The sequence below is a fragment of the Pelovirga sp. genome (assembly GCF_059864205.1).
The window spans coordinates 41,017-62,206 of the sequence record NZ_JCBCBS010000116.1; the positions used below are offsets into that span (position 1 = coordinate 41,017).

20 protein-coding genes are annotated in these 21,190 nt (G+C 55.1%); 16 read left to right on the plus strand and 4 right to left on the minus strand.

Annotated elements, in window-relative coordinates:
- Positions 1-33 precede the first annotated feature (33 nt).
- A complete protein-coding gene (gene ileS, locus AC6F7T_RS07700) occupies positions 34-2,814 on the plus strand; it encodes an isoleucine--tRNA ligase (RefSeq protein WP_500717556.1) in 2,781 nt (926 codons plus the stop codon).
- A 1-nt stretch (position 2,815) separates the two neighbouring features.
- Positions 2,816-3,319: a signal peptidase II gene (gene lspA, locus AC6F7T_RS07705; RefSeq protein WP_500717558.1), complete on the plus strand. Its 504-nt coding sequence runs from the start codon at positions 2,816-2,818 to the stop codon at positions 3,317-3,319.
- A 5-nt stretch (positions 3,320-3,324) separates the two neighbouring features.
- Here the strand turns inward: lspA and AC6F7T_RS07710 are convergent, their stop codons facing one another.
- From AC6F7T_RS07710 to AC6F7T_RS07725, 4 genes are all read right to left on the minus strand, one after another.
- Positions 3,325-4,197, minus strand: coding sequence for a carboxylate/amino acid/amine transporter (locus AC6F7T_RS07710; protein ID WP_500717560.1), 873 nt, complete (start codon positions 4,195-4,197; stop codon positions 3,325-3,327).
- Positions 4,198-4,363: 166 nt separating this feature from the next.
- Positions 4,364-4,813 (minus strand): YaiI/YqxD family protein, encoded by a 450-nt coding sequence (locus AC6F7T_RS07715; protein WP_500717561.1) that lies wholly within the window; start codon positions 4,811-4,813, stop codon positions 4,364-4,366.
- Positions 4,813-5,682 (minus strand): ChaN family lipoprotein, encoded by an 870-nt coding sequence (locus AC6F7T_RS07720; RefSeq protein ID WP_500717563.1) that lies wholly within the window; start codon positions 5,680-5,682, stop codon positions 4,813-4,815. Before AC6F7T_RS07720 ends, AC6F7T_RS07715 begins: the two co-directional genes overlap by 1 nt.
- A gap of 79 nt (positions 5,683-5,761) precedes the next feature.
- Positions 5,762-7,399, minus strand: coding sequence for a molybdopterin-dependent oxidoreductase (locus tag AC6F7T_RS07725; protein WP_500717564.1), 1,638 nt, complete (start codon positions 7,397-7,399; stop codon positions 5,762-5,764).
- A gap of 542 nt (positions 7,400-7,941) precedes the next feature.
- Between AC6F7T_RS07725 and AC6F7T_RS07730 the strand changes: the two genes are divergently transcribed.
- From AC6F7T_RS07730 to AC6F7T_RS07795, 14 genes are all read left to right on the plus strand, one after another.
- The gene (locus AC6F7T_RS07730) at positions 7,942-10,341 is read left to right on the plus strand and encodes a tetratricopeptide repeat protein (protein ID WP_500717566.1); all 2,400 of its coding nucleotides are present in this window, start codon (positions 7,942-7,944) and stop codon (positions 10,339-10,341) included.
- Between the two features lie 43 nt (positions 10,342-10,384).
- On the plus strand, positions 10,385-10,789 hold the full coding sequence (gene flgB, locus AC6F7T_RS07735) for a flagellar basal body rod protein FlgB (RefSeq protein WP_500717567.1): 405 nt from the start codon (positions 10,385-10,387) through the stop codon (positions 10,787-10,789).
- 18 nt (positions 10,790-10,807) lie between these two features.
- Positions 10,808-11,239: a flagellar basal body rod protein FlgC gene (gene flgC, locus AC6F7T_RS07740; protein ID WP_500717569.1), complete on the plus strand. Its 432-nt coding sequence runs from the start codon at positions 10,808-10,810 to the stop codon at positions 11,237-11,239.
- 5 nt (positions 11,240-11,244) lie between these two features.
- Positions 11,245-11,550: a flagellar hook-basal body complex protein FliE gene (fliE, locus tag AC6F7T_RS07745; RefSeq protein ID WP_500717570.1), complete on the plus strand. Its 306-nt coding sequence runs from the start codon at positions 11,245-11,247 to the stop codon at positions 11,548-11,550.
- 79 nt (positions 11,551-11,629) lie between these two features.
- Positions 11,630-13,249 (plus strand): flagellar basal-body MS-ring/collar protein FliF, encoded by a 1,620-nt coding sequence (gene fliF / locus AC6F7T_RS07750; protein ID WP_500717572.1) that lies wholly within the window; start codon positions 11,630-11,632, stop codon positions 13,247-13,249.
- A gap of 37 nt (positions 13,250-13,286) precedes the next feature.
- Positions 13,287-14,300, plus strand: a complete 1,014-nt coding sequence (fliG, locus tag AC6F7T_RS07755; protein WP_500717574.1) for a flagellar motor switch protein FliG — start codon at positions 13,287-13,289, stop codon at positions 14,298-14,300.
- On the plus strand, positions 14,239-14,970 hold the full coding sequence (locus AC6F7T_RS07760) for a FliH/SctL family protein (RefSeq protein WP_500717575.1): 732 nt from the start codon (positions 14,239-14,241) through the stop codon (positions 14,968-14,970). The genes fliG and AC6F7T_RS07760 overlap by 62 nt, the downstream gene beginning before the upstream one ends.
- Positions 14,967-16,295: a FliI/YscN family ATPase gene (locus tag AC6F7T_RS07765; RefSeq protein WP_500717577.1), complete on the plus strand. Its 1,329-nt coding sequence runs from the start codon at positions 14,967-14,969 to the stop codon at positions 16,293-16,295. Before AC6F7T_RS07760 ends, AC6F7T_RS07765 begins: the two co-directional genes overlap by 4 nt.
- Positions 16,296-16,298: 3 nt before the next feature.
- Positions 16,299-16,739: a flagellar export protein FliJ gene (gene fliJ, locus AC6F7T_RS07770; protein ID WP_500717579.1), complete on the plus strand. Its 441-nt coding sequence runs from the start codon at positions 16,299-16,301 to the stop codon at positions 16,737-16,739.
- Positions 16,736-17,248: a MotE family protein gene (locus AC6F7T_RS07775; RefSeq protein ID WP_500717580.1), complete on the plus strand. Its 513-nt coding sequence runs from the start codon at positions 16,736-16,738 to the stop codon at positions 17,246-17,248. The genes fliJ and AC6F7T_RS07775 overlap by 4 nt, the downstream gene beginning before the upstream one ends.
- Before the next feature lie 39 nt (positions 17,249-17,287).
- Positions 17,288-18,826, plus strand: a complete 1,539-nt coding sequence (locus tag AC6F7T_RS07780; protein ID WP_500717581.1) for a flagellar hook-length control protein FliK — start codon at positions 17,288-17,290, stop codon at positions 18,824-18,826.
- A gap of 39 nt (positions 18,827-18,865) precedes the next feature.
- Positions 18,866-19,528 carry a flagellar hook capping FlgD N-terminal domain-containing protein gene (locus AC6F7T_RS07785; RefSeq protein WP_500717583.1) on the plus strand — a complete coding sequence of 221 codons (663 nt, stop codon included), beginning with the start codon at positions 18,866-18,868 and terminating at the stop codon, positions 19,526-19,528.
- Positions 19,528-19,911, plus strand: a complete 384-nt coding sequence (locus AC6F7T_RS07790; RefSeq protein ID WP_500717584.1) for a TIGR02530 family flagellar biosynthesis protein — start codon at positions 19,528-19,530, stop codon at positions 19,909-19,911. The genes AC6F7T_RS07785 and AC6F7T_RS07790 overlap by 1 nt, the downstream gene beginning before the upstream one ends.
- A gap of 82 nt (positions 19,912-19,993) precedes the next feature.
- The coding region (locus AC6F7T_RS07795) for a flagellar hook-basal body complex protein (protein WP_500717585.1) at positions 19,994-21,190 on the plus strand (1,197 nt) is incomplete at its 3' end.

A 21,190-nucleotide genomic window follows, 5' to 3' on the forward strand; every position in this document is an offset into this window, starting at 1 on the left:
CAGGGGCCCTGATGCCCCGTGGAGAGACATTTCATGGACTATAAAGACACACTGAACTTACCTGTGACCGATTTCCCCATGCGCGCCAATTTGCCGGTGCGCGAGCCGGAAATCCTCGCCCAGTGGCAGCAGGCCGATCTCAATGGTCAACTCGAAGAAGCCAATAGCGGCAAGCAAACATTTGTTCTGCATGATGGTCCTCCCTACGCCAATGGCCATATTCACATGGGGCATGCCCTGAACAAGGTGCTCAAGGATATCATTGTCAAGAGCAAACGGATGGAAGGGTTCCATACCCCTTACGTTCCGGGTTGGGATTGTCACGGTTTGCCGATTGAGCTGATGGTTGATAAAAAGCTCGGCAAAAAGAAGCGCGAGATGAGCAAAACCGAATTTCGCCGCGAATGCCGTGAATATGCCAAGGTGTGGGTTGCCACCCAGTCAGAGGAATTCCAGCGCCTGGGGATTTTCGGCAATTGGGCCGACCCCTACCTGACTATGACCACCGGCTACGAGGCGACCACCGCCCGTGAACTCGCACGGCTGGCCGAACGTGGTTCTTTGTTCAAGGGGAAAAAGCCGATTCACTGGTGTGCCTCCTGTGTCACCGCCCTGGCCGAAGCCGAAGTTGAGTATGCTGACCACAGCTCCCCTTCGATCTATGTCAAATTCCCCTATGTTGAGGCCTTGCCGAAGTCGTTGGCTCATCTGACCGACAAGCCCTTGAGTTTTGTCATCTGGACGACAACTCCCTGGACGATTCCCGCCAATCTGGGGATTAGCCTGAATCCGGAACTCCCCTATGTGGTGATTGACACGGGGAGTGACTATCTGGTGGTTGCCGAAGGATTGCGTGAAAAGGTAGAAGCAGCCATTGGTCTCGAAGGAGCCCGGGTCGTTGCGCCCCTCGATGCGGCCGAGTTCGATAATAAAAATTGCCGTCACCCCCTGTACGAGCGTAACGCTCTGATCATGCTTGGCGATCATGTTACCCTTGAAGCCGGTACCGGCTGTGTACATACGGCACCCGGGCATGGCCATGATGACTACGTGATCGGCCTCAAGTATGGTCTGGACATCTACAATCCGGTTGATGACTATGGCCGCTATCGCCCGGAACTGGAGCTGTTCGGCGGCATGAAACTGGCTGAAGCCAACCGTGCGGTCAACGACAAGTTGTTGGAAGTTGGGGCGCTGTTGCATGAGAGCGACCTCAGCCACAGTTACCCTCACTGCTGGCGCTGCAAAAAGCCGGTCATCTTCCGTGCGACCGAGCAATGGTTCATCAGCATGGACCACAACAACCTGCGTCACAAGGCTCTCGCAGCGATTGAGCAGGTCGAGTGGATTCCGGCCTGGGGACGCGACCGTATCTACAATATGATTGAAGCCCGTCCCGACTGGTGTGTCAGTCGCCAGCGCAGTTGGGGGGTACCGATCACCATCATGTATTGTGAAAAGTGTGGCGAAGCCCTTAACGATGGCGCTATCATGCATCATATCGCCGATCAGTTTGACGAGGCGGGCAGTGATGTCTGGTTTGAGAAGGACGCCGCTGAACTGCTCCCGGCCGGTACCCGCTGTCCGGCCTGTAACCATGACCGCTTCACCAAGGAAACCGACATCCTCGATGTCTGGTTCGATTCCGGCGTCTCCCACGCCGCCGTCTGTGAACTGCGTGACGAGCTTCACAGTCCTGCTGATCTCTATCTGGAGGGATCAGATCAGCACCGCGGCTGGTTTCATTCCAGTTTGCTGGAATCGGTCGGTACCCGTGATTGCGCCCCCTACAAAGCGGTACTGACCCATGGTTTTGTTCTCGACAAGGCCGGTCGCCCCATGTCCAAATCAATGGGCAATGTCATTGCTCCGGATGAAATTATCAAACAATATGGCGCTGAGATTCTGCGTCTGTGGGTGGCCGCTACCGACTACCGTGACGATATCCGCTTGGGTGATGAAACCCTGCAACGCCTGTCCGACGCCTATCGGCGCATTCGTAACACCGCCCGTTATCTGCTCGGCAACCTGAATAACTTTAACCCTGCCGCCGATCAGGTTGATTCATCACAGCTGCTGGAGCTGGATCGTTGGGCCTTGTCACGACTGGCCCGGTTGACGCAACGGGTGCGTCAGGCTTATGAGCGTTACGAGTTTCATACGCTCTATCATGCCGTCCACAATTTTTGCAGTATCGATTTAAGTGCTTTTTATCTTGATATCTTAAAAGATCGTCTGTACGCCAGTGCCCCGTCGAGCATCGAATACCGCAGTGCCCGCACCACCTTGTACCGCATTGTCGATACCCTGACCCGGTTGATCGCCCCGGTATTGAGCTTTACCGCTGAAGAAATCTGGCAACGCCTGCCCGGTGATCGTCCCCTGAGTGTCCACCTGGCGGCGTTTCCGGAAGTGGTGACGGCTGATATGGATGATGCTCTGGAAGCCACCTATGAGCGGTTGCTCAAGGTGCGTAACGAGGTGTCGCGGCAGTTGGAAAAAGCACGGACGGAAAAACTGATTGGCCAGTCGTTGGAGGCCAAGGTCGTGCTTCAGGTTCCGGACAACTATCGAGAATTGCTGAAGCACTATCTGCCGTTGCTGCCGGCCTATTTTATCGTCTCGCAGGTGGAATTAATCGAAGACTCCCTGACGCCAGAGGAATCAATCCAGGTGCCGGGACTCAAGGTACAGGTTGTTGCTGCCGAGGGCAGTAAATGCGATCGCTGCTGGAATTACGCTACCAGTGTTGGTGAGCACGCTGAGCATCCAAGCCTCTGCTCGCGCTGTGTTGCGGCCCTGGCGGCGGAGTGAAATGAAAAAATACAGTATATTCTGCGGCATCGCCTTGGTTGTGCTGATTCTTGATCAGCTCACCAAGGTCTATTTTGAGCGTAACTACACCCTTGGGCAATTCAAGGTGCTGATCGAGAATCACCTTTACCTGACCCATGTGCGCAACCCCGGTGCCGCCTTCGGCATTCTCGCCGACAGCACCTGGCGCTTGCCGTTTTTCTTGACCGTAGCATTGATTGCGGTGGTGGGGATCCTCTGGTACCTGCGGAGCCTGCCGGGGACGGCCAGGGGGATGCACTTTTCACTTGGGCTGATTCTTGGCGGCGCGGTCGGTAACGTCATTGACCGCATCCGTCTCGGCGAGGTGGTCGACTTTATCGGTGTACACTGGTATCAGTACCATTGGCCGGCCTTTAATGTGGCTGACAGTGCGATCAGTGTCGGGGTCGCCATCCTGCTCATTGCTTCATTGCGGGAAGAGTTGGCGCAAAGGCGTCAGCGCAACGCAGCCCCTCGGGATTGATCGTTTCAGCCGTCGGAATCTGCCACGAGTTCCGGTTTTTTCACCCAATATTCATGCACGAGCAGCGATAGCAGCAATATCCCTCCGCCAAGGCTTAGACGTGCCAGATTCGCATCGCGATTCCAGATCAGCAGGTTGACAATCAGCCCGGCCGGAATCAGCGCATTGTTCATAATCGCCAGGCTGCCGGCATCCACCAGGGTGGCCCCCTTGTTCCAGAGAAAATACCCCAACCCCGAAGCAATAACCCCCAGATAGATCAGTATTCCCCATTGCACCCCGGTCGTCGGCAGTCTGGTCATATTCCCCAACGCCAGCCATAACACCAGCGTCACCGCCAGGGCGCCAAGATAGAAATAACCGAACAGGTAGCGTTGCGGGACCCTTGTCGGCGTTCTTTCGATCAATGTCTTGTAGCCAACCTGCCCCAGAGCAAAACAGATATTAGCCCCCTGGACCACCAAAAATCCGGTCAGCACCTGGCTTTCCACCGGGCTGTAACGGATAATCGCCGCGCCGATAACCGCCAGGATAGCGGTCAACAGGTAGCCCGGGCGGAAACGCCGCTGCAGCAGATCATGGATCAGGGTGACATAGATGGGGGTCAAAATAGTGAAGATCAGTACTTCGGGGACGCTGAGCAGGGTGAAAGAATGAAAGTAAAAAACATACATCAACCCCAGTTGAATGGCTCCCAGAGCCATCAATTGACCGGCCAGTTTTAGCGGTATGGGTCGCAGCAGGGGAAGAAACACCAGCGCGGCCAGAGCCACGCGCATGAAAACAGAAAAGTAGGAATCGACCTGACCGGCCAGATAAACGCCAATGAGGCTGAAAGAGAAAGCCCAAAGCAGGGTAATGCCGACAAGATAAACCATAGAGAACCCCTTTTTTAAGGAAATGCTTAAAAACAGGGGGGACAATACTCAATCTTCCGACACTAGTCAACCAATATATACACTTGGGGTTTACTAGTGTGCTTAAGGGGAGGCTGTTCGTGTCTTATCGGAGGGCAAAGGTTGGGCTGATCAGGTTATTTTGTCTTCAGGGGAGACGTTGGCGCAACAGTGTATCCAGACGATTGGCAAATATCTGGCGGTCCTTGGCTGTAAGGGTTGCCGGGCCACCGGTTTCGACGCCGCTGCTGCGCAGGCTTTCCATGAAATCACGCACATTCAACCGCGAGCGGACGTTTTCTTCGGTGTAGAGTTCTCCACGCGGATCCAGAGCGACAGCGCCTTTGGCAACCACCTCGGCAGCCAGGGGGATGTCGGCAGTAATGACCAGATCGCCCGCGGTCAGGCGTTTGACAATTTCATTGTCGGCGACATCGGAACCGGCGGCGACCAGGACAAATGAGATACCTGGTGAGGACGGAATGCGCATGCCGTGATTGGCCACCAGGGTTAACGGCAGATCGGTGCGCTGTGCAGCACGGAAGAGGATGTCTTTAATCGTCGCCGGACAGGCATCGGCATCAACCCAGATATGCATCAGTATTCCTCATCATTGACAGTCCACGAACCCTCACCAAGATCCAGCCACAGATAATCCGCATCTTCCAAGGTTACCTGATCGCGGGTCAGGCGGCCACGCACCTCGGGGAGCAGCACCAGGTAATCGCTATGGCCGAAATCAACAATCTGGGAGGGTATACCATACTTCCAGGCGTGACCGCTACCGGCCAGAATGACAGCGGAATGCTGCGGATGCTGTTTCAGATAGAGAGACATATAGCGCGCCATGGCTTTGTCCCATACCAGTTGGGCTTCACAGAAGTTGCGAAAATCGAAACTGCCATGGCCGTGGCTCCCAACGGCGCGACGGATAAAGTCTTCATAGGTAGCATCGACACTGCAGGTCATGCCACCAAGAAAGCTGACCTGCTCTTGATCAAGGGAGGAAAAACCGCTCATCGCCACCTGGCGGGTGATGCTGCGCGGGAGGTTAAGCCCGACCATGGGGATCCGTGCCTGGCGGGCATAGGAAAAAATCGGTTCATAGAGCGACCACCACCCCCAGTTGCGCTGATAGATCTGCCGAAACTCTTCAACACTGCTGGTACCGGCCGTCCAGTTATCCAATGCCTGCTGATCTTCAGTCTGAAACATCTCCAGACCGATGGCGACTTCTTGTCGCTTGGCAAGGGCACTGATCACTTCGAACTGCATCTGATGGTGCCCGGCATGATCATGCTGTTCACCAATAAAAACCACCCGGCTTTGTTCGAGTTTCTCGATCAGTTGCCGGAACTCCAGCATGTCTCCGGTAGCGACATCAAGTATATGAGGATGGGCTGTGGCTGAAACAACCTGGAACCACAAGCTGATGGTGATCAGCAACAACATACGGACAGAGCGCATGGTCATTCTCCACGGGAGTATCTGAGTCAGATTCTATTCTGCGTTGTACCCGTGTGCGGGGTCAAGGGAGCGGGGGCGATCAGGCGCCGTTGATCTTGAAGATGCGCACCTCTGCAGCATAATAGGCCAGCCCGGTTTCGCCATCGGTCAGGCGGCCGGGAACCGCACCATTGCAGAAGCCATCAAGCATCGGCAGATTTTTCCAGCACATCAGGGTGCCTGCACGCACCGCGTCCGTGATCAGGGCCTCAGCGCTGAAGGCGCCGCAATCCCCTTCGACGCGCAGGCGATCGCCACTTGCTATTTCCTTTTGTTCGGCATCAAGGGGGTTGATGTGAATAACCTGAAGACCTTGTTCCTGCCCGTTAATAATCTGTGAGTTAAGGTAGTCAAGGTGCGAGGCAGTTAGCAGGCGAAAATCCTTCATCTCTTGCGGCCAGTGCAGATCAAGGGTTTCTGTTTGGTACGTGCGTGGTGCTGGTGCAGGTGCGCGCAATGCCTCTTCGATTGTGCGGATCAGCGGAATGTTGAGCCTTTTTGCCAGGGCGTGGGCCGCCTGCATGTCACTGAGTTCATCAGTGAAGGCGGGGCGCGAATAATGGTGGGGGAAAAAGTAGCTGCCCTGAAAATCTGCTTGCGCGAACATGCCGCCGACCTTAAGGAAAAAGTCAGCATAGGTAGCCGTTGTTGTCATGTTGGTATCAACCACCAGGGTGGGGGTGCGATTCAGAGCGCGAATCCAGAGGTTACTATCGGCATAGGTTACTACCGGATTGACAGCAATGTTGACAAACAGATCGAATTCTCCTGCTGCGAGACGTACTGCTATCTCATCCAGAGAAATTTCCTTACTGAAACGCGCCGGGTGTGGCTGCCAGCGGCGTTTGGATTTATGACCGTAGTAGAGCAAGTCCACCCCTGCGGTAAAGTGAGCCAGGCGGTTGATCCAGCGCATGGCGTTCATGCCGTTTTCCTGGCGCTGCAGCCCCATGCCCTGGATGTGAGCGACCTTTTTATTGCGCAGTCGGTCAAGCAGCAGGGTGAATTGTTCGCTGGTCACTCCTGCAGTTTCAAGAAGCTGAAGGATCGGGTAGTCCCGTTCATGCCCCAGCTCCGTCAGCAGAGCACAGGCGAGCAGACCATCACAGGCCGGCTGAATCTGAATGAAGTGATCGGCAAGGCTGGCAGTGGCGGTTCTGACCGGATCAATCAGAATGATTTCGATGCCCGATTTTTTCAGCTTTTTTAAGTAGCTGTACAGATGCGGCGAAGTGACCGCGGCATTTTTGCCGTACAGTATAATTGTTTCGGCGTCGGCCAGCTGGGTGACACAGGGGTTGCTGACACAGCCGAAGTCCAGCCTGTGGGCTTTGCCACCGGTGGCATTGCAGGGATCGCTGTTGACCGTGACGCAATGGGGAAAGACAGCAAACAGCTGATCCCAGTAGCCCATGTTGTAACCCAGACTGCCGGAACCACGCAGGTAGAGGATGTTTTTGTTACGATAAGGAACCAGCCACTTGGCAAGAGCGCCAAGGGCACTGGTGGCGTCGGGGAAATGCTGTATGTCGTCCCCGGTTTTTTGCCACGACAGCAGACCGTTGTTGATTTCACGGGTGGCGAAATCTTTGAATTTTGAACAGATAAAGCCGGGAGAACTCCACGGTTGGGGTTCGGCCCGGTAACTGATCATGTTTTCTTCACTGTGAATATCCATCCCACAGAGATCCGGACAGTCTTTGCTGCAGAAAAAATTCATGGTCTGGGCCCTTTGGCTGTGATTGACAAGAATGATCGTAACTATTATGCACCGGGTCGGGGATCCTATGGCAAGGGACGCTTTTCGTCATCCATGACCGCTTGTTGTCGCCATCCATGGCGACAAACACCCTTGCCACAGGAACCCCGACCCTGCGCAAGGACTGGGCTGAACAGATACGAATGATATCTCATTTTAACGGAGCTACTTTAGCAGGAGCCCCTGATTGAAGCAATTCACTATGGTTGGATTGTTGGGATGGCGCTCAATCCATATAAACCGAATGGGCCAATTGCTGGATATTCTTGAAGCTGAAGCTTAAACCCGTGCCTGTCAAAATACTGACCATGGTTGAGAGAGTCTTCCCTATAGGCTCGTTTTAGTTTTTGTAAAAATAAAAATATTAATAAAAATAATAGGATAGGAGTGATTCCGGCGGATTGGCATGATTCTCGCCATTGATACACCGCGACGAGCTCTGCCGATTGCAGGAGGAACGCATGACCCCTTTGTTGACCTGGAAAAAAATTATCGGAATTGGTCTGTTTCTATTGTTGTTTTTCTTGAGTCTGGCGCTGCCGGCCAAAGCCGCAACAATTGTTACCGGGATTCAAAAGCAGGAAGAGCCAAACCATACCCGGGTGACCGTTATGCTGTCACAACGGACGGAATTCGGCATTGATTCTTCGGGGCAGCGTATCGACCTGTTACTCGCAGGAACAGGTTCCGGTCCGACTTTGCGCACCCTGCCGGAAGATGGCACCGTCGTGCGCACGACCCTGATCCGTCGTCATAACGATCTGGTGGTGTCTTTGCTGATGCGCCGCATCCCTGAACGGGTGAGTGCCGAGGCGCTGGACAATCCTCCGCGCATCCTGATCGATATTGAGTGGGCGGGCGATGACGCGGCCCGTCCGGGGATCGCTTTTCGGCTTGCCGATGTGCCGTCCCGCCGTGGCGGCTCTGCCGCCCCGCGCTTGCAAACACAGTCGCCGTGGGATAACAATTGGCTGGAATTTTTCCGCGACTATCGCAGCCCCTGGAACATCCACATCCCGCCCCGCCTGACTCCAGCACCCCCCCTTGATCCCATCACCGCTAGCGACAGTCCATTGCTGCGATTACAGCAGTTGGCCGACGAGCAGTTGTTTCTAAGCCTGCTGCAGCGCGGAATGGAGCTGGGCGGTTTGAGTGATGAAGAACGGCGTCAGCGTGATCTGCTGATGGGTGATGCCTATTTGCGCACTGGTTCCTATGCCGCCGGACTGGCGCGCTTAGGTGCGCTGAATGAACTGACAGCTGATCAGCAGATCCGTGTCGATTATTTGACAGCCTGGGGAGAGGCCGCGCGCGACAACGCCATCGGTGCCCTGCTCCATCTGCAAACCACCCTGATGACGCTGCCGCTGGCACATCCGCTGGCAGCACCAACGCGTCTGCTTCACGCTGAAGCGGCACTGGCCGTATCTCAGTATCGGTCAGCGTTTAAGCTGCTCAGTGATGATGAACTGGTCTGGCCAGACCATCTTGAAACAATCCGCAGGATTCGTCTGGCCGATGCCCTGGCCGGATTGGGTGAGGGCGTTCAGGCCCTGACCGGCTACCGTGCCCTGGCAGCCGAACCACTATTGTGTGAATTTTATTATGCTTCCTGCCAGCGTGCCGCCCATGCAGCATTTCAGCGAGGGGATTTCGACTTTTCCCGCCGTCTTTATCACCCCCTGGCGCTGGCTTTTACCCATCAAGAGGGTGCCGATATGATCCATTTTGCCGCCGCCGCTGCCGTTTTTGAAGCGGGCGATACGGATTGGGGGCGGATTGGGCTGGAACGCACAACCGACGACTATCCTCGCAGTGAAGGGGGGGATCGCGCCGCCTTACGTTTGCTCGATATCAGGGTAGTCAACGGCGATCCGTCAACTGTCGGTTCCATGGCGAGTGAGTATGTCGCTATCGGTCAACGCTCACAGCTACGCAGTTTGCGTGAAGAGGCCTTTTTTAAGGAAGCATTGGTATTATTTCTGACCGGCGAGCATCGAACCAGCGTTAACCGCCTGATGAATTTCCGCCGCGATTTTGCTGCTTCCCAGTGGCGCCGCGAGGCCAATATCCTGCTGAGTCGGCAATTGCCGATTGTCGTTGAGCAGTTGCTCGCTCAAGGGAATGATCTGCAGGCGGTGGTGCTGGTTGAGCAGAACCGCGAATTGTTGCTGGCCAGTGGTTACGACCGGGCGTTTCTGCACAATCTGGTTCGTGCTTTTGATCGTCTTGGTCTCTATGAGCGTTCATCGCGGGTGTTGCTTTACCTTTTCGATCAGAGTGCTGGAACCCCTGAGCAAAAAGAGATTTTTCTGCCGTTGGCGCAAAGTATGATGCATCGTGACCAGTATCTGGCGGCAGGTGATTATGCGCGCCAGTATTTAAGTCAGTATCCCGACGGCAACGACGCCGGGGACCTGTTTGTGCTGTTGATCAACAGCTTCGAACGGCAGGGGCTTGAGGATGAGATGCGTGACGCAGTGCAGCGCCGTGATCGTCCTGACACCCCCGCAGTCAATCTCCGCGCGGCAGGGATATATTGGCAACAGGATGACTTTGCCGCGGTCGTCAGCACCCTCGAACGGGTCGCTGCCGTGCAGTCGTTGTTAGCAAGCGAACAGGCCCGGCTGGCCGAGTCATATTATCGACTCGGTAACCTGTCGTCGTCATTGCGCCTCTATGAAGGTCTTGTTGCTGATGACGATTTTTCATCCCAGGCGCGCTACCGCAATGCCCAGATATTGTTCCAGCTGCGCCAACCTGCGGCGGCGCTGGAGCAGCTGCAAGCCCTGATTCGTGACGACGCCAACGGTCCCTGGGGAAAGTTGGCGCGGGATTTGCTCATACAGGAGCAAGGTTGAAACTTTTTAGCGTAAGTGTCAAAAAAACAGTCAGGAGAGACCCATGAAAATAACTGATCATACCCTTGCTGTTCTTGAAAAAAGTCTCGATCTGCGTGCCCGGAACCAGCAGGTGATTGCAGGTAACATGGCTAACGCCGATACCCCGGGCTACAGTGCGCGCAAGTTGAATTTTGAGGACAATCTGCGCCAGGCCATCAAGCGCCCGGAAATGAACACCAAGCCGGCTAACGCGCGCCATATTCCGGTCAATGGTACCGGCCTCCATCAACTCCAGGGACGCATCGAGCGTGATGTCGATACCAGTGGTATTGGTGATGGCAATACCGTGTCCCTTGATGAAGAAATGTTTTCCCTGGCGGAAAACCAGCTGCTCTATGAAGCCGGCACGCAAATTTTGAAAAAGAAGTTGACCATGCTCAAATACGCCGTATCGGACGGTCGTTAAGGCGTTAAAGGAGATTTTATGGATCTGTTCAGTAGCATGAAAATCAGTTCGTCAGCACTGAAAGCACAACGCACTCGGCTTAACGCAATCAGTTCCAATCTGGCCAATATGGAAACGACGCGCACTCCCGACGGTGGTCCCTATCGCAAGCGCGAAGTGGTGTTTCAGAGTACCCAGCAGGACTTTGCCCATACCCTCGATGGGCGTATGCGTGATGCCGCTCATGCTGTGCGCGTCTCGCATGTGCAAGCCAGCGACCGCCCACCGCGACTGGTGTATGACCCCTCCCATCCGGATGCGGATGCAAATGGCACGGTGGCCATGCCCGACATCAGTCTGGTTGAAGAGACGGCGGACATGATGTCGGCGGCACGCGCTTATGAAGCGAATGTCACCGTGGTCAAAGCGGCAAAGAGAATGGCTCTTAAAGCTCTCGATATCGGACGTTGAGGTGAATGATGAAAAATATAACGGATGTCACATTAGCAACCCATCTCAAAGGCCTGACGCAGACGCGCACTGCCCCGGCACAGCAGATTGGTGACAAGTTTGCCCAGGCATTGAAAACTTCCATTGCCGGGGTCAATCAATCGCAGATTGTTGCCGATCGCGCTGCTGAGAATATTGTCGCCGGCGACACCAAAAACCTTCATGAAGCGATGATTCGCCTCGAAGAGGCAGATATTTCATTACGCATGATGGTCCAGGTCCGTAATAAGGCGGTCGAAGCCTATCAGGAAGTAATGCGCATGCAGGTCTAGGTTGGATGAAAATCGGGTAGTGGGTAGTGGGTAGCGAGCTCATTGTTTGGTCAAGAACCAGTGAAAAAGGAGCAAGTCGATGGCTGAGGATAAACCGGCTTTGATCGGCACCAGTGATAAAGGCGCCACCGGCAACAACAAAAAACAAACTTTCATCGATGTGGTTGCCGCCTGGTCAATGGCGCGTAAACTCAGCCTGGTGAGTGTCGCGGTGGTCAGCATGTTGCTGTTCGGCCTGATCATCATGCAGGCGCGGGTTGCCGATTACAGTCTGCTGTTTGCCAACCTTCCCAGTCGTGATGCGGCGGAAGTGGTGCAATGGCTTAAAGATCGCAAAATCCCCTATCGCCTTGAAGGCAACGGCACCATGATTATGATCCCTGCCGATCAGGTTTACGAGGCGCGGCTCGAATTGGCCGGTTCCGGCCTGGCAGACGGCGGCGTTGGTTTTGAGATTTTTGACAAGCAGAGCTTTGGCATGACCGACTTCACCCAGAAGGTCAATTACCGCCGTGCCCTGCAGGGGGAGTTGACCCGCACCATCACCTCTCTGGCACCGGTGGAGGCGGCACGGATCCACCTTGCCCTGCCGGAGAAACGCCTGTTTCGTGAGCAGCAGCAACCCGCTACGGCCTCGGTTATTGTCAAACTGGTCGCCGGGCGCACTTTGCGCGACACTCAGGTGCAGGGGATTGTTCATCTGGTATCCGGTAGTGTTGAAGGGCTCGAACCGGAACATGTCACCGTTGTGGATTCCAATGGGCGCACCCTTTCCAACAATCGTAACGATGAAATGCCCGGGCCCATGACCCCGGGGATGCTGAGTTATCAGCAAACGCTGGAAAGTCGTCTGGAGTATCGCGCCCAGACCCTGCTTGAGCGCGCCCTTGGCGTTGGCAATGCCCTGGTTAAAGTGAATGCCGGTATTGATTTTGATCAACGTGAACGGGTCGAGGAAGCCTATGATCCACGTGGAGCGGTGGTGGTCAGTGAGCAGACCATGAACGAAGAGGGGGGCCGCCAGATTGCCGGTGGCGTGCCGGGCGTTGTGGCTAATTTGGAACAGGGGGGTGCCGGGGCGTTGACCAATATTCCCTCAAGCCGTACCGAAGAAACCGTCAACTATGAGTTAAGCAAGGTGGTCAGTAAGACCGTCCAGTCGGTGGGAACCATACAGAATCTGTCCGTTTCGGTACTGGTGGCCGACCGGGTTGCCCCGGCCGGTGATGGCGCAGCGCCGCTGACGACACCGCGCAGTGCCGCAGAGATTCAGGAGATCGAACAGATGGTCCGTACCGCCCTGGGGATCAATGATGCCCGCGGCGACCTGATCTCGGTGGTCTCCATGCCCTTTGAAAGCAGCTTTGGTGATATGACCATGCCCGAGCCATCGGTGGTGGATCGGGTCTATCCGCTGTTGCCGTTGATTCGCTACGCGCTGTTGGCGATTGCCGCTCTGATGGTTTATCTGATCTTCCTGCGCCCACTGGTTCGCACCTTAGGTGGTGTCGACGAGCAGACTGCGCCGCTGAAAACCGTCGAGGAACTTGAGAGCGAATTGCGTGGCCAGTCATTGACCCCGCTGCTGGGTGGCCCTGGTGATCCATTGGCGCAAATCCGCCAGGAGGTGTTAGGCGGTGATATATTGCCGGTCCAGGTAATCAAAAACTGGTTGCGGCAAGAACCTGCCGAGTCCTGACCGATTAAGATTTGCGCTGAGCGCGGGAGAGTTATCAGTGATAAAAACCAAACATCTGTCAGGTGCCAAAAAAGCGGCCTTGCTCCTGTTGTGTCTGGGAGAGGAGGCCACAGCGCGGATTTTTGAAGCGCTGGATGATGCCGAGGTGCGCGAAATCAGCCGCTGTATGATGGATATTGAGCACGTCGAACCCTCGTTGGCGCGGGAAATTCTCGAAGAATACAGGAATGCCCGTGGCACGGATATCGGGGTGTATATCCGCGGAGATGAATTTGCCAAGCACGCCATTTTAGGTGGTGCTGACAGTGAACGTGCCCAGCAGCTGCTTGATCAGGTCTCTGCCGGGATCGAGGGACGGCCGCTGGAAACCATCTCGAAAATGCATCCGCGGATGGTCGCCGGCTTGCTCGAAAATGAACATCCACAGACCATTGCCCTGATCCTCTCGACCCAGCGTGACGATCACGCCGGCCGGATTCTGGTGGAACTGTCGGAGGAAATGCGTGGTGAGGTGGTCTATCGCATCGGCAAGATCGACAACGTCTCACCCGAGGTGATCAATCAGATCGAGGCGGCATTGCAGCGCGAAGTTGGTGTGGTGGTCGGTCACGACCACAAGCAGATCGGCGGTATTGATAAGGTTGTTGAGATTCTCGGTAAGATGGAAAAAGGCGCCGATCAGCTCGTTCTGACCAGAATTGAAGCAACTGACCCCGACATGGCCGAAGAAATCCGCCGCCGCATGTTCACCTTTGAGGATCTGGTTGCCATCGATAGCCGCGGTATGCAGGCGATTCTACGTGAAATCAGTACCGACATGCTGACCCTGGCGTTGAAGACTGCCAGCGATGCTGTCAAACAAAAGATTTTTTCCAATATCTCAAGCCGCGCTGTCGACATGATTATGGAAGATCTTGAGGCCATGGGACCGCGCAAACTGTCCGAGGTTGAAGCAATGCAGACGGAAGTTGTCAAGGTTGCCCTGAAGCTTGAAGAAGAAGGCACGGTTGTTATCCCTGGTCGAGGTGGTGGTGGCGATGAACTTGTCTAGAATTTATCGGGGCGCAGAGGTCACCGGAGCCAGAGAATTTCATTTCAGTTCTTTTGGTGAAGGGGGCACGATTGCCGTGGCTTCGCACGCTTTTGTTGCTGACCAGCCGACAAAAGCCAGGGCTCCTGCCGCTAGCCCAGCAACCTCTTCGGCAGCGCCTGCAGTGTCCAGGCAAGACATGGATGAAGCCTACGCTCGCGGCCAACATGATGCCATGAAGGCGGCGGCGGCCAGGCTGGAATCATCAGCCCAGGCATTGGCAACCGCGCTGACGGAAGTTTCCCAGTTGCGCGTCCAGATGGCACAGAACAGCCGCGATGACATGCTGCGTCTGGTGATGGCGATCGCTGAACAGGTTGTTCAGCGTGAGGTCAGCATTCACTCCGATATGATCAATCAGGTGATTACCGAGGCGTTAAAGGCCTCGGTACGCGCCGATCATTACCGCATCAAGGTTAATCCAGCCGATCTGGCTGCCGTCAACGAACACAAACCCCTGTTTTTGGCGAGTATCAGCGGTTTGAAAAATCTGATAGTTGAAGCAGACGCTCTGGTGACTGCCGGTGGTTGTAAGATTGAGTCGGACCTTGGTGAGGTGGATGCTACTGTGGAAACCCAGCTTGCGGCTATCCGTCAAGCCCTGCAGGAAGCGATGACGGGAACATCATGATCGATCTGGTGCAACGGGTCAAAGCCGTCAACCCCTTCAAAGTCAGTGGCAAGATCATTCAGATCGTCGGTCTGGTGGTTGAGGGCTATTGCCCCACGGCGACCGTTGGCACCCTGTGTGAACTCCTGCCCCACGACGGTGGTCCGGCGGTGCCCGCCGAGGTGGTTGGCTTCCGTGACTCCCGTGCTTTGTTGATGCCCCTGGGAGAATTGCGCGGTTTAGGTCCCGGTTGTCTGATTCAGGTGGTGCGCAGCAGTGCAACCCTGGCGGTCGGTGAGCAGTTGCTCGGACGGGTGTTGGATGCCCTCGGGCGACCCCTGGATGAGATGCCGCTGGAACCCTGTACGGACGAATGCCCCCTCTATGCGCTGCCGGCCAGCCCGATGGCGCGCAAACCGATTGTCGCGCCCCTCGATCTGGGAGTGCGGGCGATCAATTCCCTGTTGACCTGTGGTACTGGTCAGCGCCTGGGGATTATGGCCGGTTCCGGGGTTGGCAAGAGTGTACTGTTGGGGATGCTCGCTAAACATACCAAGGCGGATGTCAATGTCATTGCCCTGATTGGTGAGCGTGGCCGTGAGGTGCGTGAATTTATCGAGCGCGATCTGGGTCCGGAGGGGCTGGCGCGTTCGGTGGTGGTGACGGTAACCTCAGACCAATCACCACTGCTGCGCATGCGCGGCGCTTTTGTCGCCACCACCATCGCCGAATATTTTTGCGCTCAAGGCAAAGAGGTGCTGTTGTTGATGGACTCGGTCACGCGTTTTGCCATGGCCATGCGTGAAGTTGGTCTGGCTATCGGTGAACCGCCGACCACAAAAGGGTATACCCCGTCGGTGTTCGCGACCCTGCCAAAACTGTTGGAGCGTGCCGGCAATTTCAAGAACAAGGGGAGTATTACCGGTCTTTACACTGTGCTGGTGGAAGGGGATGACATGAACGAGCCGGTGGCCGATGCCGTGCGTTCGATCCTCGATGGGCATATTGTTCTGTCGCGCGACCTGGCAGCGCGCAATCATTATCCAGCCATCGATGTTCTTGCCTCGGCCAGCCGCGTCATGCGCGATATTGTCAGCAAGGAACATCTGCAGCTGGCCGGCAATATGCGCGAGATCATGGCTACCCACAAAGAGGCGGAAGATCTGATCAATATCGGTGCCTACGCCGAGGGGAGTAATAAGAAGATCGATTACGCCATCAGTCGTATTGAGGCCGTCAACGACTTTTTACGCCAGGAGATGGATGAGTCCTTTGATCTGGGAACGACCATTGAGGAGATGAATACACTGGTGCTTGATCGGCGTAAAGCGCCACGGGAAGATTAAATCATGGCTAAAAAGTTCAAACTGCAGTCGGTTCTGAATTACCGCACGACCCTTGAGGAACAGGCGCAGCAGGCCCTAGCTTTAAGCCACCAGCAACAGCAGGAACTGATCGCCGCCCTTGCCACCCGGCAAGAGGAGTTGAACGCCCAGGATCAAGCGCTTAAACAGCGGCAGGAAGAAGGGCTGACCATCGCTGAGATCGACCTTTATGAAAACCGCATCAGCCATTGTCGGCGCCGTAGTGCACAATTGCAGACGCAGCTTGCAGTGCTTGAAAAAAAAATTGTCAGGCAGCGCGAGACGCTGCTTCAAACGGCACGTGACCGGCAGGTCATGGACAAACTCAAAGAACGTCAGGAGGCTGAGTTTCGTCGCGAACAGGAGCGCAAAGAGCGCATTCAACTCGATGAAATCAGTCTGCGCCATAAGGGGACTACTCCATGAAAAAACGTCTCTGTATTATTGTCGCTTTCGCGATCAGCAGCGTCCTGCTGCTGCAAGCGCCATTGTTTTCCCTTACCGCCGATGAACAGTTTGCCTCAGTGGAGGAACGCCGCATTCTCGCCGCCATCAAGGAGCGCGATGAGCGCTTAAGCGCGCGCGAAGAGCGGCTGCACGGGCGTGAATTGCAGCTAAAGACCCTGGAAGCAGAGGTCGATAAGAAAATCGCCGCCATGCAGCGCCTGCGTACCGAGTTGAATGACCTCCTCGATCGTCGCGCTGCCGAAGAGAATACCAGGATCGAAGAGCTGAGCCTGATTTACGAGCGCATGCATCCACAGCAGGCGGCGGTTTTGATCAGTGAACTGGAAACCCGGCTGGCGGTTAATCTGCTGCTTGGTATCAAGAAGAAAACCGCCGGGCAGATCATGGAACGACTCAATGCCGAAGCGGCCTTGAGATTAAGCAAAGCCTTTACCGATTTGTCGGTTAATGAGACTGCGGGAAATTAATCCCACAATGAATCTACCCGGAAAGGAGGTGAAACAGCGATGATGAATGCAGCGATGATGATTGCGCCGACCCCGCAAGCGGGCAATATCCAGTCCGCTGGAAAAGCGGCAGCAGGGCAGGGGCAGCTTTTTGGTCAGACCATGGCGCAACAGGCGCAGCAGCTGGTTTATCAGACTGCAAAGCAGGACCAGGCCGGTCAGTCAGGACTGTCGGGCAGGGGTGTTTTGCTGAATAATTTTTCCGAACGGTTGGGAAAAGAAGCCAGTGAACTCTTTGCCTTGCAACCGCAACAGCGGGATCTGCCGGAGCAACTTGAGCAGCTTGATATGCAATTGCTCGACGGTTTGGCGCTGCTGCTTGAGCAAGGGATGGTTCCGAACTCAATGGATCACGCGCAACTGCAACAACTGGTCGATCTGGTTGAAGAGGTTTTGCCCGGGAGGCAGTTTCACAATCAGGTGGTGGTGGCAGAACAGAACAGTGAGCAAAAGTTGCTGTCCGAACAGCAGGATTTGGCCCTGGAACAGAAGGTGGAAGAGCTGATCGCCTGGTTTAGTCAATATCAGCAGCAGGTCCGGAATCACCCCGGCAAGGGGATTGTTGGCCCATTACCACCCGGACAACTGGTTGCCGCGCACAAACTCGAGCAGGTGCGTGAGCGTCTGACACAACTGCGCGCCACCCTGGCAGAAGCCGGCAACAACGCCGAACCAGTTAACGCCGGATGGGAAGCCAAAGGGCACCACGCTGCTGCTCGCGGTAATGAAATGGCAGACCGCATGGAATCATCAGATGCCCCCCTCGAAGCACGCTTCATTGAACTGCTTAAGCTGCGTCAGCCCCAAGCGGGCCAGCCCCAGGTGACAGAAAATGGTCGCCAGGTGCAACAGGCACAACAGATATCGACCAATCAACCACCAGCAGAAGACTCTGTTGAGGCGATTTTCGCTAAAGTCGTTGAAAAGGGCACCCCCCAGGTTGCTTTGGCGCAGGCCGCCATGAAGGCCAAACAAGGAGCTGAGGGGATAGCGCAACAGCATAACCAGCTGCACGCCCATCCTTCACCGGCAGTAAGCGCGGCGCAGAGTATCAGGGCACCAGCACCGGTTGCCGCGCCCTTTGCCGCTAGTCACCAGGTTATTGATGGTCAGATTTTTGACCAGGTGGTAACCCATTTGTCCGGCAGCCATAAGGGTGACATGGGACGTATGGTTCTGCGTCTGTATCCGGCCGAACTGGGGGCCCTGCGCATCGAGTTAATGGTTGAAGGTGATCGCGTCCGTGCTAATCTGCATGCCCAGACCCAGCAGGTACAGGAAGTGCTCGAGCGCAATCTTGGCCAATTACGCAACGCCCTGGCCGAACAAGGGTTAAAGATCGATCATTTCCAGGTCAGCAGCGATGCGCGTCAGAATCAGCATCAGGGACTGGCCGAAGATCTGGCCCATCGGCGCCGTCAGGCTGAGAAATCAGCCTGGACCCAGCGTGAGAAAGAGAATCCATTACAAGAAGATCAAGCCATCCCTCTGGCTCATCTGATCCGCAATGGTGGCAGAGGAATCAGCCTCCATGTTTAACCCGCTGCTCAACCCCGATTTTTTGGAGGTCATCAGATTATGACAACAATCAGTTCAGCCATCGCATCACAGCCTCCGCCCCTGACCAACATGGGGGATCGTGATGTGTCCATGGGCAAGGAGGATTTTCTCAAGCTTCTGGTTGCCCAATTACAGCACCAGGATCCGTTAAATCCAGCGGATCCGACGGAATTTACCTCCCAGTTGGCGCAGTTTGGTCAACTCGAACAGCTGACTAATGTCAACAAAAGCCTCGAACAGCTCGGGCGTATGAGCGGTGAGATGGAAAAAATGTCAGCACTGAGCCTGATCGGTCAGGAGGTGGTCGCGGAAGGGTCAGCATTCCATTTTAATGGCGAATCAATGCAACTTGGTTACCAGCTGGATACGCAGGCAGATAAGGTGACCCTCTACGTGCAGAATCAGAGCGGGGGCACCCTGACCACCATTAGTGCCCGTGAAACCGGCTCGGGACAGTATTTTGTCGATTGGGATGGTTATAGCGACGCCGGCATGCCGTTGGTTCCCGGTGATTATTCCCTAATCGTTCACGCCATTGATACCGATGAGAAGATCATCGACAGCAGGAGCCTGATCAAGGGACGGGTGGAATCGGTCGATTTAAGCGGCAGCGCCATTCAACTGGACACCAGCAGCGGCACCTTTGCGCTGGGGCGGATTGCCAAGGCCGGAGGCAGCTGATGACCGATGCCATCAATATCTTTCCGCAACCGGTTTTTCCGGGTGGACAATCGGTAGGCAAACGACCGGACCGCGTGCCGGCGAGCGGAGCCAACTTTGATGCTCTGTTGCGTGACAAAATGGCGCCGGAAAGCATCAAGTTTTCGCGTCATGCCACCGAGCGTATGCAAAGTCGCGGCATTGCTTTTAACCCTCAGCAGTTGCAACGACTGGAATCAGCGATCGAGCAGATCAACATCAAGGGAGGACGCGAGTCCCTGGTGATGCTCGATGATACCGCCCTGGTAGTCAGTGTTAAAAACGACACCGTAGTGACGGTCGTGAGTAAGGATCAATTGAAAAACAACGTATTTACCAATATCGACAGTGCTATTATCGCCTAAACCTGCCGAACCGGTCCTCATTTGAGGAGGTTCGCAAGCCGCCGACCGACGGACGCGGCTTACGACAAAAAGGAGTAAGACAATGGGAGTATCGAGTTCTCTTTATAGTGGTGTCAGTGGTCTCAACGCCAACGCCAACGCCATGAGCGTTATTGGTAACAATATCGCCAACGCCAATACCATCGGCTTCAAATCGAGCCGCACCCTTTTCGGTGACCTGCTCTCCAGCCAGATTTCCGGTTCCGGAGGGGCTTCCCAGGTTGGTCGCGGGGTCGGACTGTCTATCGTCGACAATATTTTCAGTCAGGGCACCTTTGAAAACACCGAAACCAATACCGATCTGGCTATTGAAGGTGCCGGCTTTTTTATTGTCAATGATCCAACCACCGGCAATGCCGGCAATTATTACACCCGTGCCGGTGCCTTCCGTTTCGATGCGGGTGGATTTCTGGTCAATCCCGACAAATTCAACGTCATGGGGTACAACCTTGATGCCAACGGCAACGCCGTCGGTGATTTGACCCCGATCTGGGTCAATACCACTTCCTTCACCCAGGCCGGCCCGACCGGCAACGTTAATCTCAATACCAACCTGAACTCTGATGCGCCGGTGATCACCGCAGGATTTGATCTCCTTGATCCCTCCGGCACATCCAACTATGCCACTTCAATTCAGGTATTTGACAGTCTCGGCAGTACCCATCTGATGACCACCTATTTCACCAAAACAGCCGATCAGCAGTGGCAGTGGAATGCCGTAGTTGACGGCGGCGAGCTTGCCGGTGGAACTTCCGGTGTTCTTTCAATTGTGGGTAGCGGAACGCTGGAATTCGACAGCAGTGGTAATCTTATCCTCATCAATGGGAACGATCTCTATACTGTATCTGGTGACACAAGCAGTGATCCGGTGTTTCCCAGACCGACTGCCATGACGACTGCCGGTGCCCTGCAATGGAACAACGGCGCAGTTCAGACTCAGCAGATTGCTGTAGATATGCAAACCACCCAATATGCCAGCCCTTCGATGGTGGTGTCGCAGGAGCAGGATGGTTATGGCGCCGGTACTCTGGTGAAACTGAGCATCGATGCGGAAGGCTATGTTATCGGTAACTTTTCCAATGGCGCACCGCGTAAACTGATGCAGATGGCGCTGGCGAAATTTACCAACCCCAATGCGCTGGATAAAATCGGTAACAATATGTACTCTCAGAGCACCTCGTCGGGTGTGCCGGTTGTCGGCACCGTTGGTTCCGGTGTCGGTAATATCTTTACCAACGCG